Source organism: Pseudomonas sp. LBUM1641 (genome assembly GCF_059716235.1).
Genome location: NZ_CP166815.1, coordinates 2,876,498 through 2,891,687, shown reverse-complemented (window position 1 = coordinate 2,891,687; position 15,190 = coordinate 2,876,498). Strand labels below are relative to the sequence as shown.

The following is a 15,190-nucleotide window of genomic DNA, read 5'->3' as shown; positions in this document are numbered from 1 at the left end:
GGCGCCGTTTCTGTCGTCTACTAAACCATCGCCAATGGGTGCTTGCGCTTCGGCGCACCAAAAACCCGGTCAATCGCATCCAGGTCGTGCTCATCCAGCACCAGCTTTGCCGCCGCGGCATTGAGCCGAACATGCTCGGGCGTCACGGCCTTGGGAATGGCGATCACACCGTCCTGGCGCAATACCCAGGCCAGGGAAACCTGGGCGGGTGTGACCTCGTGGCGACGGGCAATTTGCTTGAGGGTCGGGCTGGCCAACAGCTCGCCACCCTGGGCGATTGGGCAGTAGGCCATCAATGGCAAATTATGCTGCTGCCACCACGGCAGCAGATCGAACTCAATGCCGCGTTCTTCGATGTTGTAGAGCACCTGATTGGTGGCACAGACCGGGGACGCCAGTTCCTGCAGGTCGGCCACATCAAAGTTGGACACGCCCCAACGACCGATCTTGCCCGCCTCACGCAAGCGCTCGAAGGCTTCTACCGTTTCTTCAAGGGGATATTGCCCACGCCAATGCAACAGATACAGGTCGATGTAGTCGGTGCCCAGTCGCTGGAGACTGGCCTCACACGCCTGTGGAACACCCTTGCGGCTGGCATTGTGCGGGTACACTTTGCTGACCAGGAACACCTTGTCGCGCTTGCCGCGAATCGCTTCGCCGACGACTTCTTCGGCGCCGCCTTCGCCATACATTTCAGCGGTATCGATCAGGGTCATGCCCTCATCAATACCCAGTTGCAACGCGGCGACCTCGGCGCTGCGTTGGCCGGGATTTTCGCCCATGCGCCAGGTCCCTTGGCCGATGACAGGGACGGGGACGCCGGCCAGATCAATGGTGCGCATGACAACCTCCTGATAAATTCGCGAATTAACAGTGTGGCACCGACTGGACAAAAGGGTTCAATCGAAGGATCGTGGCCCTTTCCATCCCAGCCAGACAAAGGACGCGCAATGCTGTTTGTGGTCATGCTTGGGGGCAAGCACCCCCGGGCGAAAATCGAAGTGCATGACGTAGTGTTTGCCGTGGCCGACACCCTGGAAGGCGCCTACCCGCAACTGCGCGAGGGCTGGTTTGGTAGCCCGAAAGGTGTGCATATCGATTCCTGGATGACGGTCGACGGCGTCGACGGCTGGAAAATCCAGCTCAGCCACCTGGCGCCTAACGCCGGTGCGCCGCGCCTGTACTTCATCAATCTGGGCGGTTATGAATCGAACATCTTTGGCGAAGCCCACCACTACCTGCTGGTGGTTGCGCGCACGGCCAGGGAAGCTGCGGCCCAGGGCAAACGGCAGATGCTCTCGCACTGGACGCAATCTCATACCGACGGTGTGCTGGATATCGACGACTGCCTGCCCATCGACCTGGTAGACGGACGCTACATCCACCTGCAACAAGGCATTCACCGCCCGATCATCACGCAGAACGACTACATCGTATTGCCCTGACCGCCTCCTACCCGAACGGGGTATGGCGCCCCACCCGCCACCTGCCTGAAAGTGCAATCAGCCCCTCGGCCTGACAACAAGCACAACATCAAGGTGGGTTCGCCATGCATAAAGCCGTTATCGCCCTGTTCAGCGCTGTCTTGCTTGCATCAATGTCCGTCAGCCAGGCCGCTGACGACCCGGGCAACACCTTGCGCATCTACAACTGGGCCGATTACATCGGGGAACACACCCTCGGCGACTTCGAGAAAGCCACTGGTATCAAGGTGATCTACGACACCTACGACTCCTACGAGACCGTGCAGGGCAAGCTGCTCTCCGGGCGCTCGGGTTATGACCTGGTGGTGCTCAATGCGTCACTGGTACCGCTGCTGATCAAGGCCAAGGCATTCCAGCCCCTCAACAAAACGCTGCTGCCCGACTGGAACAACCTAGACCCGCTAGTGCTGAAAAGCCTTGAAACCCATGATCCGGGCGTGACCTATTCGGCGCCCTACACCTGGGGCAGCAACGGTGTGACCTACAACATCGACAAGATCAAGGAACGCATGCCGGATGCGCCCATCGGTTCCCTGGCGATGATCTTCGACCCCAAGATCATTTCGCGCTTTGCCGACTGTGGCATCACCTTCATGGACTCCCCTACTGACATGATCCCGCTGGCCCTGACCTACCTCGGCCTCGACCCCAACAGCGTGGCGCCCAAAGACCTCAAGGCCGCCCAGGATGTACTGATGGCGGTACGGCCGTACATCCGCAAATTCGATTCCAGCGGCTTTATCAACGGCCTGGCCAACGGCGAGCTGTGCATGGCCACTACTTGGTCGGGCGACTACGCCACTTCCCAGGCCCGGGCGGCGGAAGCCGGGGCCAAGGTCAACCTGGGTTACTTCATTCCCAAGGAAGGCTCGCTGATCTGGTTCGATAACTTCTACATCCCGGCCGACGCCCCGCACGTGGCGAATGCCCACACGTTCATCGAGTTCCTCCTGCAACCGCAGGTCATCGCCGGCGTCAGCAACACCATTCACTACGCCAACAGCAACCTGGCGTCCAAGCCCTTTGTAAATGCGGATATACGCGACAACCCGGCCATCTACCCGGACGCGGCGACGATGCAGCGCTTGTTCACCCAGAAAAGCCAGTCCCAAGCCGCCGTGCGCCTGATCACCCGTACCTGGAACGCCGTGAAGACCGGCAAGTGAAACCCAGCCATTGAAGGTAAATGCCATGACTCTGCCAAATCCTGCTTTTTTCGCCCAGTTCGACCACGAGCAACTGGACGCCGCCGACAGGGCGCATTACATGCACGGCTTCCATATGTTCGATGAGCACCGTGAGCAAGGCTCGCTGAACATCGCGGCCGGTGACGGCGCCTACATCTACGACACCGCCGGCAACCGTTACCTGGATGCCGTCGGCGGCATGTGGTGTACGAACATCGGCCTGGGCCGCGAAGAAATGGCCGACGCCATCGCCAACCAGGTGCGCCAGTTGGCCTACTCCAACCCGTTCTGCGACATGGCCAACGTCACCGCCATCGAACTGTGCGCCAAACTCGCCAGCCTGGCCCCCGGCGACCTCGACCATGTGTTCCTGACCACCGGCGGTTCAACGGCCGTCGATACCGCCTACCGGCTGGTGCAGTTCTATCAGAACAGCCGCGGCAAGCATGAGAAGAAACACATCATCTCGCGCTTCAGTGCGTACCACGGCTCGACATTCCTCACGATGTCCATCGGCAACAAGGCCGCCGACCGCGCCCCCGAATTCGACTTCATGAGCGACCTGTTCCACCACATCTCGTGCCCCAACTACTACCGAGCACCGGAGGGCATGAGCGAAGCGCAGTTCCTCGATTTCCTGGTGGATGAGTTCGAAGACAAGATCCTGACCATCGGCGCCGATAAAGTCGCCGCGTTCTTTGCTGAACCCATCATGGGCTCGGGCGGCGTGATCATTCCGCCGAAGGGTTATCACCGGCGCATGTGGGAAATCTGCCAACGCTACGACCTGCTCTACGTGGCGGATGAAGTGGTGACGTCCTTCGGCCGGCTGGGAAAATTCTTCGCCTCCGAGGAGGTGTTCGACATGCAGCCGGACATCATCACCACCGCCAAGGGCCTGACTTCTGGCTACCTGCCGTTGGGCGCGTGTATTTTCTCGGACCGCATCTGGCAAGTGATCGGCGAGCCAGGCAAGGGCCGTTGCTTTACCCATGGGTTCACCTACAGCGGCCACCCGGTGAGTTGCGTGGCGGCGCTGAAGAACATCGAGATCATCGAGCGGGAAAACCTTTTGGCGCATGTCGAGGATGTCGGTGTGTACCTCGAACAGCGCCTGCAAACCCTGGCCAGCCTGCCGTTGGTGGGCGACGTGCGCTGCCAGCGCTTGATGGCCTGCATTGAGTTTGTCGCCGACAAACACACCAAGGCGCTGCTGCCGGACGCGGTGAATATCGGCGAGAAGATCCACCTGCGGGCCCAGGCCAAAGGTTTGCTGGTGCGGCCCATCGGTCACCTGAATGTGATGTCGCCGCCGCTGATCATTACCCATGCCCAGGTGGATCAAGTGGTGGAAATCCTGCGCCAGTGCATCCTCGACACCGCCGAAGAGCTGCGCCAGAGCGGCGAGTATCAAGGCCGATGAGCCTGGGTGCCCCGGTGCTTTTGCCGGGGCCCTGGTCGGCGGGTAGACTGGCCGGCATGAACCAGAATGCCGATCACTGCCCTGCCCCGTCCTTCCAGGTGCTTGAAGCCTGGAATGGCGCGTTGGCCCACGCTTTCGTCAGCGTTGACGAAGCGATCTTCCTTGAACACCTGGCCCGCGCCCTCAGCGCCCTGACACCCATCGAATCGATGATGATCAGCCTGGAGCGCCAGGGCCAGGCGCCGCACTTGCTCTACCAGCAAGGCATCCCCCGGCCGCACTATGAAGAAATCATCAACCGCTACTTTTCCCGGGGCTACCTGCTGGACCCCTTCTGCCTGGCAGTAGACAAGGGCCTGGCCGAAGGTTTCTACCACTTGGCGCAAATCGCCCCGGACGATTTCTTCAACAGCGAGTACTACAAGACCTACTACCTGCGCAGCGGCGGCGCCCAAGAGAGCTATTACATCGTCGACCTGTGCCCCAACAGCAAGATTTCCCTGTGCATGTTCCAGGGGCTGAGTGCCGGCCAGTTCAGCGATGAACAACTGGCGCTGCAACGAACCGCCCAACCCATCGTGCGTGAACTGCTGCGGCGCTTCGGCACCACGGGCGGGCTGTGCAAGGTGATCAGTGACGAGGCTTTCACCCAGACCCAGGTGCATCAGCAGATAGAAGCGGCGTTCATGCATTTTGGCAGCGGTGTATTGACCGTGCGCGAACGGGAGATCGCCCACCTGATATTGCGCGGGCACTCGGTGAAATCCACCGCCCAGGTGCTGGGCATTTCCCCGGAAACCGTGCGCATGCACCGCAAGCATTTGTATACCAAGCTTGAGATCAACTCCCAGGCGGAGCTGTTTGCGCTGTTTATCGATTGGCTGACCCACAGCGGCGTAATGGCCCGCCACACCTGACCCACCACCCCCCCCGTAGCAGCTGTCGAGCCCCGGCGAGGCTGCGTTGGGAGCGACCTGGTCATGTGCCTGGCGCAACCGCGGTGGTGCGGCCGACGCAGCCTCGCTGGAGCTCGACAGCTGCTACGGGGGGCGGAGCTCCTGAACCGTCCATGCAACCCGGGGGAACTTTGCCAGGAAATAACCACCTGAATCCGGTACGCTCACCGTTTTTACCCAAGGAGTTATCCCTCATGGCCAAAGCCACCGCCCGTCACATCCTGGTTGCCACCGAAGACAAGTGCAACGAATTGAAAGCACAGATCGAAGGCGGCGCCGATTTCGCCGAAGTTGCCAAAGCCAACTCGTCCTGCCCGTCCAGCCGTCAAGGCGGCGACCTGGGTTCGTTCGGCCCGGGCCAGATGGTTAAAGAATTCGACACCGTCGTCTTCAGCGCCCCGGTCAACACCGTGCAAGGCCCAGTGAAAACCCAGTTCGGTTATCACCTGCTGGAAGTGACCAGCCGTCAGGACTGATTCGGTCCGCGCTAATGTTTAAAACAACGGCCCGCCTTTTGGTGGGCCGTTGTGCATCTGTGACAGTGTGATAACTGGCGAGGCGCACGCGCATAGCGTACAAATCCCTTTACCTCTTCACCCGGCGCCCAAGGCTGATAATGCGAGTCGCTTTTTCTACCCTGTTTTGCTCCACCCTGGCCCTATTGCTGGCCAGCACCGCCGTGATCGCCGCGCCGCAGTCGGCGCTGACCGTATACGGCGAACCGGCCAAATACCAACCCGGCTTCACCCATTTCGACTACGCCAACCCCAATGCCCCCAAGGGCGGCAGCTTGCGGCGTTCGGCGATCGAAATCGGACGCTACGACCATGTACTGCCCTATGGCGACAAAGGCATCGGCGTCAGCCAGGTCGACGGCTGGCTGTATTCGCCCCTGGCCCAGCGCTCCCTGGATGAGCCCTACACGGTCTACGGCCTGGTGGCGGAAAAAATGGAGCGGTCAGACGACGGTCTGTCCCTGCGTTTTTACCTGAACCCCAAGGCGCGCTTCGCCGATGGCCAGCCGATCACCGCCGAAGACGTGCGCTACACCTTCGACCTGCTGATGACCCAGGGCAGCCTGCGCTACCGCACGCTGTTCGCCGACGTCAAACACGTCGAAGTCGAAGGCCCGCGCCAGGTGCGCTTTGATTTCTCCAGCAACGAAAACCGCACCCTGCCCCTGGATGTCGCCACCCTGCCGGTATTCCCCGAACATTGGTGGAAAACCCGCAACTTCGCCGACGGTGGCGGATACGAGATTCCCTTGGGCAGCGGCCCCTACACCATCAGCAAGGTCGATGCCGGCAACACCATCACCTTCAAGCGCGACCCGAACTGGTGGGGCAAGGACCTGCCCATCAGCCGCGGCCTGTATAACTTCGATCACTTGAGCCTGGAATACTTCGGCGACACCGAAGTGGCGCGCCAGGTCCTGCGGGGCGGTGCCTACGACTTCAACCGCGAATTCTCCGCCACCGGCTACTCCATCGGCTACAACGGCCCGGCCCTCGACGATGGTCGCCTGCAGCGCGCGCACCTGGCCAAAGAGGCGCCGCAACCGGCCCAGGGCTATGTGTTCAACGTGCAAAAGCCGATGTTCAAGGACCGCCGCGTGCGCCAGGCCCTGGCCATGTTGTGGGACTTCGAATGGGCTAACCGGCAGATGATGCGCAACATGTACATCCGCCAGCAGAGCTTCTTCTCCAACAGCCCGCTGGCGGCGACCCAACTGCCGGACGCCCAGGAGCTGGCGATTCTGGAACCCCTGCGCGGGCAGATTCCCGACGAAGTGTTCACCCAAGTATTCAAGGCGCCGACCACCGACGGCAGCGGGATGATCCGCGACAAGCAACTACAAGCCCTGGCGCTGCTGGAGCAGGCTGGCTGGAAACCCGACGGCGACAAGCTGGTGAATGCCGAGGGTGAGCCGCTGGAATTCACCTTCCTCAATGCCCAGAACGGCCTCGAGCGCTTGCTGTTGCCGTACAAACGCAACCTCGCGCAGATCGGCATCACCCTCAATATCCGCCGTATCGACTCCTCGCAATACGTCAACCGCCTGATGGCCCGGGACTACGACATGATCGTCACCGGCTTCCCGGTCACCACCTCGCCGGGGATGGAGCTGTACAACTACTTCGGTTCCGCCGCCGCGTTTGATACCGGCGCCAACAACTACATGGTGCTGAAAGACCCGGCCGTGGACAGCCTGATCAACGGCTTGGTCAAGGCCAACACCCAGGCGCAGATGCTCAGTTATGCCCACGCCCTGGACCGCGTACTGCAATGGAATTACCTGTGGATTCCCAACTACTACCCGCCGGGCACCTCCGCCGCGTGGTGGAACCGCTTCGGCCGCCCGGCCGTGGAGGCCAAAACCGATGAGGCCCTGGAAACCTGGTGGGAAATCAGCCCCACGCCATTGACCAATGAACAGATGAAAGCCGAACTGACCAAACGCCCGGGAGCCCGCTGATGTTTGCCTATATCGTGCGGCGCTTGCTGCTGATCATTCCCACCCTGGTAATTATCCTGCTGGTGAACTTCGTCATCGTCCAGGCCGCGCCCGGCGGGCCAGTGGAACAGGCCATCGCCCACCTGCAAGGCATCGGCGGCGGTGGCGTCGGCGGTTCGTCTGCCGAGAGCCTCAGCAGCGGCTCACGGGCCAGCCGTGGCCTGGACCCGAAGCTGATCAAGGACATCGAAAAACAATACGGCTTCGACAAACCCGCGCCGGAACGCCTGTGGCTGATGCTCAAGAGCTACGCCCAGCTGGACTTCGGCAACAGTTTCTTCCGTGGCAAAAGCGTGACCGACCTGATCCTGGAAAAGATGCCGGTGACCATTTCTCTCGGCCTGTGGGCCACCTTGATCACCTACCTGGTGTCGATCCCGCTGGGAATTCGCAAGGCGGTGCGCCATGGCAGCAGTTTTGATGTGTGGAGCAGCACCGCGATCGTAATTGGCTACGCAATGCCGGCGTTCCTGTTTGCGATGTTCCTGATCGTGGTATTCGCCGGTGGCACCTCGCTGAACTGGTTCCCGGTGCGCGGGCTGGTCTCGGAAAACTTCGACCAATTGAGCACCGTCGGCAAGATCGCCGATTACTTCTGGCACCTGGTGTTGCCGGTCAGCGCCCTGGTGATCGGCGGTTTTGCCACCTTGACCATCCTCACCAAAAACTCGTTCCTCAATGAAATCACCCGCCAGTACGTGGTCACCGCCCGGGCCAAAGGCTTGAGCGAGCGCCGGGTGCTGTACGGGCATGTGTTTCGCAACGCGATGCTGCTGGTGATCTCGGGGATTCCCCAGGCGTTTATCGCGGTGTTCTTTGCAGGATCGCTGCTGATCGAGGTAATTTTCTCCCTCGACGGCTTGGGCCGCATGAGCTACGAGGCGGCGGTTTCACGGGATTATCCGGTGGTGTTCGGCTCGCTGTTTATCTTCACGCTGTTTGGCCTCTTGATAAAACTCATCGGTGACCTCTGCTACACCCTGGTGGACCCGCGTATCGACTTCGCCGCGAGGAACGCCTGATGCTCAAGCTCTCTCCCGTGGCCCGCCGGCGCTTTGAACGCTTCAAGAAAAACCGCCGTGGCTGGTGGTCGCTGTGGCTGTTTATCGGCCTGTTTATCCTGACCCTCGGCGGCGAGTTGATCGCCAATGACAAACCTTCGGTGCTCAGCTACCAGGACGAGCTGTATTTCCCGGTGTTCAAGCGTTACACCGAGCAGGAGTTCGGCGGGCAACTGCCATTCCAGGCGGATTACCGCAGTGAGTACGTGCAGAACCTGATCAAGAAGGACGGCGGCTGGATGCTGTTCCCGCCGATCCCGTTCAGCGACGACACGCCCAACTATGAACTGACCCGCCCTGCCCCCAGCCCGCCATCGGGCGTGAACTGGCTGGGCACCGACGACCAATCCCGCGACGTACTGGCGCGGGTGATCTTCGGCGCACGGGTATCGATCCTGTTTGCCCTGGCCCTCACCGCCATCAGCGCCGCCATCGGCATCGCCGCCGGGGCCTTGCAGGGTTACTACGGTGGTTGGGTGGACTTGCTTGGGCAACGAATATTGGAAGTGTGGTCCGGGCTGCCGGTGCTGTACTTGCTGATCATTCTGTCGGGGTTTGTCGAGCCGAATTTCTGGTGGTTGCTGGGGATCATGGCGCTGTTTTCGTGGCTGGCCCTGGTGGACGTGGTGCGCGCCGAGTTCCTGCGGGGGCGCAACCTGGAGTACGTCAAGGCCGCGCGAGCGCTGGGTTTGGGTGACGGCAAGATCATCCGCCGGCATATCCTGCCAAACGCAATGACGGCCACCTTGAGCTATTTGCCGTTCATTTTGACCGGAGCGATTTCTACCTTGAGCGCCCTGGATTTCCTCGGCTTCGGCATGCCCGCCGGCAGCGCGTCACTGGGCGAGCTGATCGCCCAGGGCAAGCAAAACTTGCAAGCGCCATGGCTGGGGCTGACCGCGTTTTTCACCCTGGCGCTGATTCTGTCGTTGCTGGTGTTTATCGGCGAGGCGTTGCGTGACGCCTTCGACCCACGCTCATGAAGGCCGTTGAGATGACTGAAAACCTGATCGAGATTCGCGACCTGAGTGTCGCCTTCAACGGCCAGACCGTGGTGCGCAAGCTGTGCCTGGACGTGCGCCCCGGCGAGTGCCTGGCGCTGGTGGGCGAGTCGGGTTCGGGCAAGTCGGTGACCGCCCATTCGATCCTGCAACTGCTGCCCGAGGCCGGCACCGAAACCACCGGTTCGGTGCGTTATCGCGGCCAGGAACTGCTCGGCGCCTCGCCCGCCACCCTGCAAAAGCTGCGGGGCAACCGGATCGCGATGATCTTCCAGGAGCCGATGACCTCCCTGAATCCGCTGCACAGCATCGAGAAGCAGATCGGCGAAACCCTGCTGTTGCACAAGGGCCTGGGCGGTAAGCAAGCCCAGGCGCGGATCCTTGAATTGCTGGAACTGGTGGGCATCCAGAAACCCCAGGAACGCCTCAAGGCCTACCCCCATCAACTCTCCGGCGGCCAGCGCCAGCGGGTGATGATCGCCATGGCATTGGCCTGTGAGCCGGAACTGTTGATCGCCGACGAACCGACCACCGCGCTGGATGTGACGGTGCAGCGCAAGATCCTGCTGCTGCTCAAGTCTTTGCAACAACGCCTGGGCATGTCGCTGTTGCTGATCAGCCACGACCTCAACCTGGTGCGCAGCATCGCCCAGCGGGTGTGCGTGATGAAGGCCGGGGAAATTGTCGAGCAGGCGGATTGTGAAAGCCTGTTCTGCGCCCCCAAGCACCCTTACAGCCGCCTGCTGCTGGATGCTGAACCGGCAGGCATCGTCTTGAATCACGAGGCGCGGGAGACCGTGTTGCAGGTGGATGACCTGAGCGTGCAGTTCCCGCTGGGCGGCGGACTGTTCCGGTGCAAGCAGTACCTGCAAGCGGTGGACGGCATCAGCCTGACGGTGCAGCGCGGCAAGACGCTAGGGATTGTCGGCGAGTCCGGCTCGGGCAAATCCACCCTGGGCCAGGCGATTCTGCGGCTGCTGGATTCCAGCGGCGCGATTCGCTTCCAGGGCGAAGCCCTCGACGGCCTGACGCAAAAGCAGATGCAGCCGTGGCGCAAGCAGATGCAGGTGGTGTTCCAGGATCCGTTCGGCAGCCTCAGCCCGCGGATGTCGGTGGCGCAGATCATCAGCGAAGGCCTCGAAGTGCACGCCCCGTGCAGCCTCAAAGACCGCGAAGCGCAAGTGATCCGCGTGCTGGAAGACGTCGGCCTGGACCCGGCCAGCCGCCATCGCTACCCCCACGAATTCTCCGGCGGCCAGCGCCAACGCATCGCCATCGCCCGCGCGCTGGTGCTCAAGCCGGCGCTGATCCTGCTGGATGAACCCACCTCGGCGCTGGACCGTACCGTGCAGAAACAGGTGGTCGCCCTGCTGCTTGAGTTGCAGGAAAAGTACGGCCTGACCTACCTGTTTATCAGCCACGACCTGGCAGTGGTGCGGGCCCTGGCCCACGACATGATCGTGATCAAGGACGGCAAGGTGGTGGAGCGCGGGCCGAGCGACGAAGTGTTTGCCGCGCCTCAACATCCCTACACTCAGGAACTCCTCGCGGCGGCGCATCCATGAACACCACCGGCAGCCTCAAGGATTACCAATACGTTCGTGGCCTGGCGATCCAGTCGTTGTTCGAGATCATCGAGCAGTCCAGCGAAGGCACGGTGATTGTCGACGGTGACGCCAACATCGTCTGGATGAACGAGCGTTACGCCAAGCGCTTCGGCCTGAAAAGTGCCGACGAAGCCATCGGCCAACCGTGCGAGCAGGTGATTTCCAACAGCCTGCTGCGCCAGGTGGTGCGCAACGACCAGCCGATTCTGCTGGATATCCAGGACACGCCCAAAGGCCCGCTGGTGGTGATGCGCCTGCCGATCCATGACGACGCGGGCAAGGTGATCGGTGCGATCGGGTTTGCGCTGTTTGATGAATTGCGCAACCTGTCGCCGCTGATCGAGCGCTACCTGAGCATGCAGCAGGAATTGGCTTCCACCCGGTCGCTGCTAAGGTCGCGGCAGAGTAAGTACAACTTTGCGCACTTTATCGGCACCAGCGCGGCCAGCCTGGAAGTCAAACGCCGCGCCCGGCGCAGTGCGAGTGCGGAGTCGCCGGTGTTGTTGCTGGGGGAAACCGGGACCGGCAAGGAGTTGCTGGCCCAGGCGATTCACGGTGCATCGCCTCGGGCGCATAAAGCCTTTGTGAGCATCAACAGCGCGGCGATTCCTCATGATTTGCTGGAAGCCGAATTCTTCGGCACTGCGCCAGGCGCATTTACCGGCGCCGACCGCAAGGGCCGCCCCGGCAAGTTACAGATTGCCCAGGGCGGCACGCTGTTTCTCGACGAGATCGGCGACATGCCCCTGCCGCTGCAAAGCAAATTGCTGCGGGTGTTGCAGGAGAAAGAGTTCGAGCCGGTGGGCTCCAACGAGATGATCCACAGTGATGTGCGGGTGATTGCCGCCACGTCGATGGACCTGGAAGCGGCGATCAAGCGCGGGGAGTTCCGCGCGGACCTGTATTACCGCCTGAATGTGCTGCCGATCCAGGTGCCGCCGTTGCGCGCGCGGCTGGATGATTTGCCGGCGTTGAGTGAGGCGATTCTGGAGGAGTTGCGCAGCCAGCATGAACTGGACCGCGAGGCCTTGGCGTTATTGGCGCAGCATGCGTGGCCGGGGAATATCCGCGAGCTGCGCAATGTGCTGGAGCGGGCGGCGTTGTTGAGTGATGACCTGGTGCTGAATGCCAGTGAAATTCGCGCGGCAATTGGTACGTTCAGTCCGGTGGAGCACAGTTCGGTAGAGACCGCTGAGGGCGAGAGTTTCAGTGCGGCCAGGGAGCGCTTTGACCGGCAGGTGATTGGGGCGGCGTTGAAGCAATGTGAGGGGAATGTGGTGGAGGCGGCGAAGCGGCTGGGGCTTGGCCGGTCGACCTTGTACAAGAAAATGGTCGCGCTGGGTATCGCATAGTCTCAAAACAGAGACATAATTCCAAATACAGAGAAAATCCAATGTGGGAGCGGGCTTGCTCGCGAATGCGGTGTATCAGCCAGTAAATCCGGAACTGACATACCGCATTCGCGAGCAAGCCCGCTCCCACATTTGATCTCCAACAGTCTCAAATTCGGGACAAAATTTGAAAGCACACTCATAAGTCAATATATTTTCTATATATTTCAACAAGTTAACCACTTGGCACACATCTCGCTATAGCCCCTCCCCACCGCCTCACCCCCACAAAAATAACAATCAGATGGAGACACACCATGAGTGTGATCATTGCCCTCGCAGCCCTGGCGCTGCTGATGCTGGCCGCCTACCGTGGCTACAGCGTCATCCTGTTCGCCCCCATCGCCGCCCTCGGCGCTGTGCTGCTCACTGACCCTTCCGCCGTCGCCCCCGCCTTCACCGGGGTGTTTATGGAGAAGATGGTCGGCTTCCTCAAGCTGTATTTCCCGGTATTCCTGCTCGGCGCGGTGTTCGGCAAGCTGATTGAAATCTCCGGCTTCTCGCGCTCCATCGTCGCCGCTGCGATCCAGTTGCTCGGCACCCGCCAGGCGATGCTGGTGATCGTGCTGGTGTGCGCCCTGCTGACTTACGGCGGCGTGTCGCTGTTTGTGGTGGTGTTCGCGGTGTACCCGTTTGCCGCCGAGATGTTCCGCCAGAGCAATATTCCCAAACGCTTGCTGCCGGCGACCATCGCCCTCGGCGCGTTCTCGTTCACCATGGACGCCCTGCCCGGCACGCCGCAGATCCAGAACATCATCCCCAGCACCTTCTTCAACACCACGGCCTGGGCCGCACCGTGGCTGGGCCTGATCGGCACCATCTTCGTGTTCTGCGTCGGCATGCTGTACCTGGCCCGCCAGCGCAACAAGGCCCAGCGTGCCGGTGAAGGCTATGGCACCAACCTGCGCAACGAGCCAGAAACCGCCGAAGACATCAAGCTGCCCAACCCGTGGGTCGCGCTGTCGCCACTGCTGTTGGTGGGCATCATGAACCTGCTGTTCACCCACTGGATTCCGCTGTGGTACGGCAAGACCCACACCCTCAGCCTGCCGGGCATGAGCGTGCCGGTGCAGACCGAAGTCGCCAAGCTCACCGCGATCTGGGCGGTGCAGGCGGCGTTGCTGGTGGGGATCATCGTGGTGTTGGTGTTCGGCTTCTCGGCGATTCGCAGCAAGCTCGCCGAGGGCAGCAAGAGCGCGGTCAGCGGGGCATTGCTGGCGGCGATGAACACCGCTTCGGAATATGGTTTTGGTGCGGTGATCGCCTCGCTGCCGGGCTTCCTGGTGCTGGCGGACTGGCTCAAGGGCATTCCCAACCCGCTGGTCAACGAAGCAATTACCGTGACCCTGCTGGCCGGTATCACCGGTTCCGCCTCGGGCGGCATGAGCATTGCGCTGGCGGCCATGTCGGAGAGCTTTATTTCAGCGGCCCATGCGGCCAATATCCCCCTTGAAGTACTGCACCGGGTCGCGGCCATGGCCAGTGGCGGCATGGACACCCTGCCCCACAACGGCGCCGTGATCACGCTGCTGGCGGTCACCGGGCTGACCCACCGTGAAGCCTATAAAGATATTTTCGGCATCACGATCATCAAGACCCTCGCGGTGTTCGTGGTGATTGGTACTTTCTACGCCACCGGCATTGTGTGAGGTTGATATGACGACATTGAACGGCAAGACCGCCCTGGTCACCGGTTCCACCAGCGGCATCGGCCTGGGCATCGCCTTGAGCCTGGCCAAGGCCGGCGCCAACCTGATCCTCAACGGCTTCGGCGACGCCAGCGCGGTGATTGCCCAGGTGCAGGCCTTCGGCGGCAAGGTCGGGCATCACCCGGCGGACGTCAGCGACCCGGCGCAGATCGCCGAAATGATCGCCTACGCCGAGCGCGAGTTTGGCGGCATCGACATCCTGGTGAACAACGCCGGGATTCAGCATGTGGCGCCGGTGGACGAGTTTCCGGTGGAGCGCTGGGACTCGATCATTGCGATCAACCTGTCGTCAGTGTTCCACAGCACGCGGTTGAGCCTGCCGGGCATGAAGAACAAGGGCTGGGGGCGGATCGTCAACATTGCCTCGGTGCATGGGCTGGTGGGTTCGGTGGGCAAGGCGGCTTACGTCGCCGCCAAGCACGGGGTAATCGGCCTGACCAAGGTGGTGGGCCTGGAAACCGCCCAGAGCAATATCACCTGCAACGCCATCTGCCCGGGCTGGGTGTTGACGCCGCTGGTACAGAAACAGATTGATGATCGCATCGCCACCGGGGTTGACCCACAGCAGGCGCAGCAGGATTTGCTGGCGGAGAAGCAGCCGTCCCTGGAGTTCGTGACGCCGCCGCAACTGGGTGAGCTGGTGCTGTTCCTGTGCAGTGAAGCCGGCAGCCAGGTGCGTGGCGCGGCGTGGAATATCGACGGCGGCTGGCTGGCGCAATAAACGACGATCCCCAAGACACCGCAGCTCAAATGTGGGAGCGGGCTTGCTCGCGAATGCGTTGTATCAGTTAACACATCTGGAACTGACCCACCGCATTCGCGAGCAAGCCCGCTCCCACATTTTGATCGGTGTCGT

At 61.5% G+C, this 15,190-nt stretch carries 13 protein-coding genes; 12 read left to right on the top strand and 1 reads right to left on the bottom strand.

Translation table 11 applies throughout. The features are described from left to right. Window positions 1-20: 20 nt before the first annotated feature. Window positions 21-842, bottom strand: coding sequence for an aldo/keto reductase (locus tag ACA046_RS13230; protein ID WP_459028305.1), 822 nt, complete (start codon window positions 840-842; stop codon window positions 21-23). Between the two features lie 108 nt (window positions 843-950). Between ACA046_RS13230 and ACA046_RS13225 the strand changes: the two genes are divergently transcribed. The 12 genes from ACA046_RS13225 to ACA046_RS13170 all read left to right on the top strand — a co-directional run bounded on the left by ACA046_RS13225 (window position 951) and on the right by ACA046_RS13170 (window position 15,055). Continuing rightward, window positions 951-1,445, top strand: coding sequence for a DUF1543 domain-containing protein (locus ACA046_RS13225; protein WP_459028303.1), 495 nt, complete (start codon window positions 951-953; stop codon window positions 1,443-1,445). 104 nt (window positions 1,446-1,549) lie between these two features. Next, a complete protein-coding gene (locus ACA046_RS13220) occupies window positions 1,550-2,650 on the top strand; it encodes a polyamine ABC transporter substrate-binding protein (protein ID WP_497676728.1) in 1,101 nt (366 codons plus the stop codon). Between the two features lie 25 nt (window positions 2,651-2,675). After that, the gene (locus tag ACA046_RS13215; protein ID WP_497676727.1) at window positions 2,676-4,094 is read left to right on the top strand and encodes an aminotransferase; all 1,419 of its coding nucleotides are present in this window, start codon (window positions 2,676-2,678) and stop codon (window positions 4,092-4,094) included. Between the two features lie 56 nt (window positions 4,095-4,150). Then, complete coding sequence (locus ACA046_RS13210; protein ID WP_497676726.1) at window positions 4,151-5,011, top strand: response regulator transcription factor; 861 nt, start codon at window positions 4,151-4,153, stop codon at window positions 5,009-5,011. Window positions 5,012-5,244: 233 nt separating this feature from the next. Beyond that, entirely contained in the window at window positions 5,245-5,526 is a 282-nt protein-coding gene (locus ACA046_RS13205; protein ID WP_003208024.1) for a peptidylprolyl isomerase, read from the top strand. Between the two features lie 140 nt (window positions 5,527-5,666). Then, a complete protein-coding gene (locus ACA046_RS13200) occupies window positions 5,667-7,526 on the top strand; it encodes an extracellular solute-binding protein (protein ID WP_167663896.1) in 1,860 nt (619 codons plus the stop codon). Continuing rightward, the gene (locus ACA046_RS13195) at window positions 7,526-8,587 is read left to right on the top strand and encodes a microcin C ABC transporter permease YejB (protein ID WP_003208021.1); all 1,062 of its coding nucleotides are present in this window, start codon (window positions 7,526-7,528) and stop codon (window positions 8,585-8,587) included. The genes ACA046_RS13200 and ACA046_RS13195 overlap by 1 nt, the downstream gene beginning before the upstream one ends. After that, window positions 8,587-9,609, top strand: a complete 1,023-nt coding sequence (locus ACA046_RS13190) for an ABC transporter permease (protein ID WP_497676725.1) — start codon at window positions 8,587-8,589, stop codon at window positions 9,607-9,609. Before ACA046_RS13195 ends, ACA046_RS13190 begins: the two co-directional genes overlap by 1 nt. A gap of 11 nt (window positions 9,610-9,620) precedes the next feature. Beyond that, window positions 9,621-11,192: an ABC transporter ATP-binding protein gene (locus ACA046_RS13185; RefSeq protein WP_497676724.1), complete on the top strand. Its 1,572-nt coding sequence runs from the start codon at window positions 9,621-9,623 to the stop codon at window positions 11,190-11,192. Continuing rightward, window positions 11,189-12,586, top strand: a complete 1,398-nt coding sequence (locus tag ACA046_RS13180; RefSeq protein ID WP_497676723.1) for a sigma-54 interaction domain-containing protein — start codon at window positions 11,189-11,191, stop codon at window positions 12,584-12,586. The genes ACA046_RS13185 and ACA046_RS13180 overlap by 4 nt, the downstream gene beginning before the upstream one ends. Before the next feature lie 296 nt (window positions 12,587-12,882). Further along, window positions 12,883-14,274, top strand: coding sequence for a GntP family permease (locus ACA046_RS13175; protein ID WP_497676722.1), 1,392 nt, complete (start codon window positions 12,883-12,885; stop codon window positions 14,272-14,274). Window positions 14,275-14,281: 7 nt separating this feature from the next. Next, window positions 14,282-15,055 carry a 3-hydroxybutyrate dehydrogenase gene (locus ACA046_RS13170; protein WP_459028286.1) on the top strand — a complete coding sequence of 258 codons (774 nt, stop codon included), beginning with the start codon at window positions 14,282-14,284 and terminating at the stop codon, window positions 15,053-15,055. Window positions 15,056-15,190 lie beyond the last annotated feature (135 nt).

Bases quoted from the DNA above. Each gene is read 5' to 3' on its own strand.
- ACA046_RS13230 (WP_459028305.1), bottom strand. From the start codon at position 842: ATGCGCACCATTGATCTGGCCGGCGTCCCCGTCCCTGTCATCGGCCAA.
- ACA046_RS13225 (WP_459028303.1), top strand. From the start codon at position 951: ATGCTGTTTGTGGTCATGCTTGGGGGCAAGCACCCCCGGGCGAAAATC.
- ACA046_RS13220 (WP_497676728.1), top strand. From the start codon at position 1,550: ATGCATAAAGCCGTTATCGCCCTGTTCAGCGCTGTCTTGCTTGCATCA.
- ACA046_RS13215 (WP_497676727.1), top strand. From the start codon at position 2,676: ATGACTCTGCCAAATCCTGCTTTTTTCGCCCAGTTCGACCACGAGCAA.
- ACA046_RS13210 (WP_497676726.1), top strand. From the start codon at position 4,151: ATGAACCAGAATGCCGATCACTGCCCTGCCCCGTCCTTCCAGGTGCTT.
- ACA046_RS13205 (WP_003208024.1), top strand. From the start codon at position 5,245: ATGGCCAAAGCCACCGCCCGTCACATCCTGGTTGCCACCGAAGACAAG.
- ACA046_RS13200 (WP_167663896.1), top strand. From the start codon at position 5,667: ATGCGAGTCGCTTTTTCTACCCTGTTTTGCTCCACCCTGGCCCTATTG.
- ACA046_RS13195 (WP_003208021.1), top strand. From the start codon at position 7,526: ATGTTTGCCTATATCGTGCGGCGCTTGCTGCTGATCATTCCCACCCTG.
- ACA046_RS13190 (WP_497676725.1), top strand. From the start codon at position 8,587: ATGCTCAAGCTCTCTCCCGTGGCCCGCCGGCGCTTTGAACGCTTCAAG.
- ACA046_RS13185 (WP_497676724.1), top strand. From the start codon at position 9,621: ATGACTGAAAACCTGATCGAGATTCGCGACCTGAGTGTCGCCTTCAAC.
- ACA046_RS13180 (WP_497676723.1), top strand. From the start codon at position 11,189: ATGAACACCACCGGCAGCCTCAAGGATTACCAATACGTTCGTGGCCTG.
- ACA046_RS13175 (WP_497676722.1), top strand. From the start codon at position 12,883: ATGAGTGTGATCATTGCCCTCGCAGCCCTGGCGCTGCTGATGCTGGCC.
- ACA046_RS13170 (WP_459028286.1), top strand. From the start codon at position 14,282: ATGACGACATTGAACGGCAAGACCGCCCTGGTCACCGGTTCCACCAGC.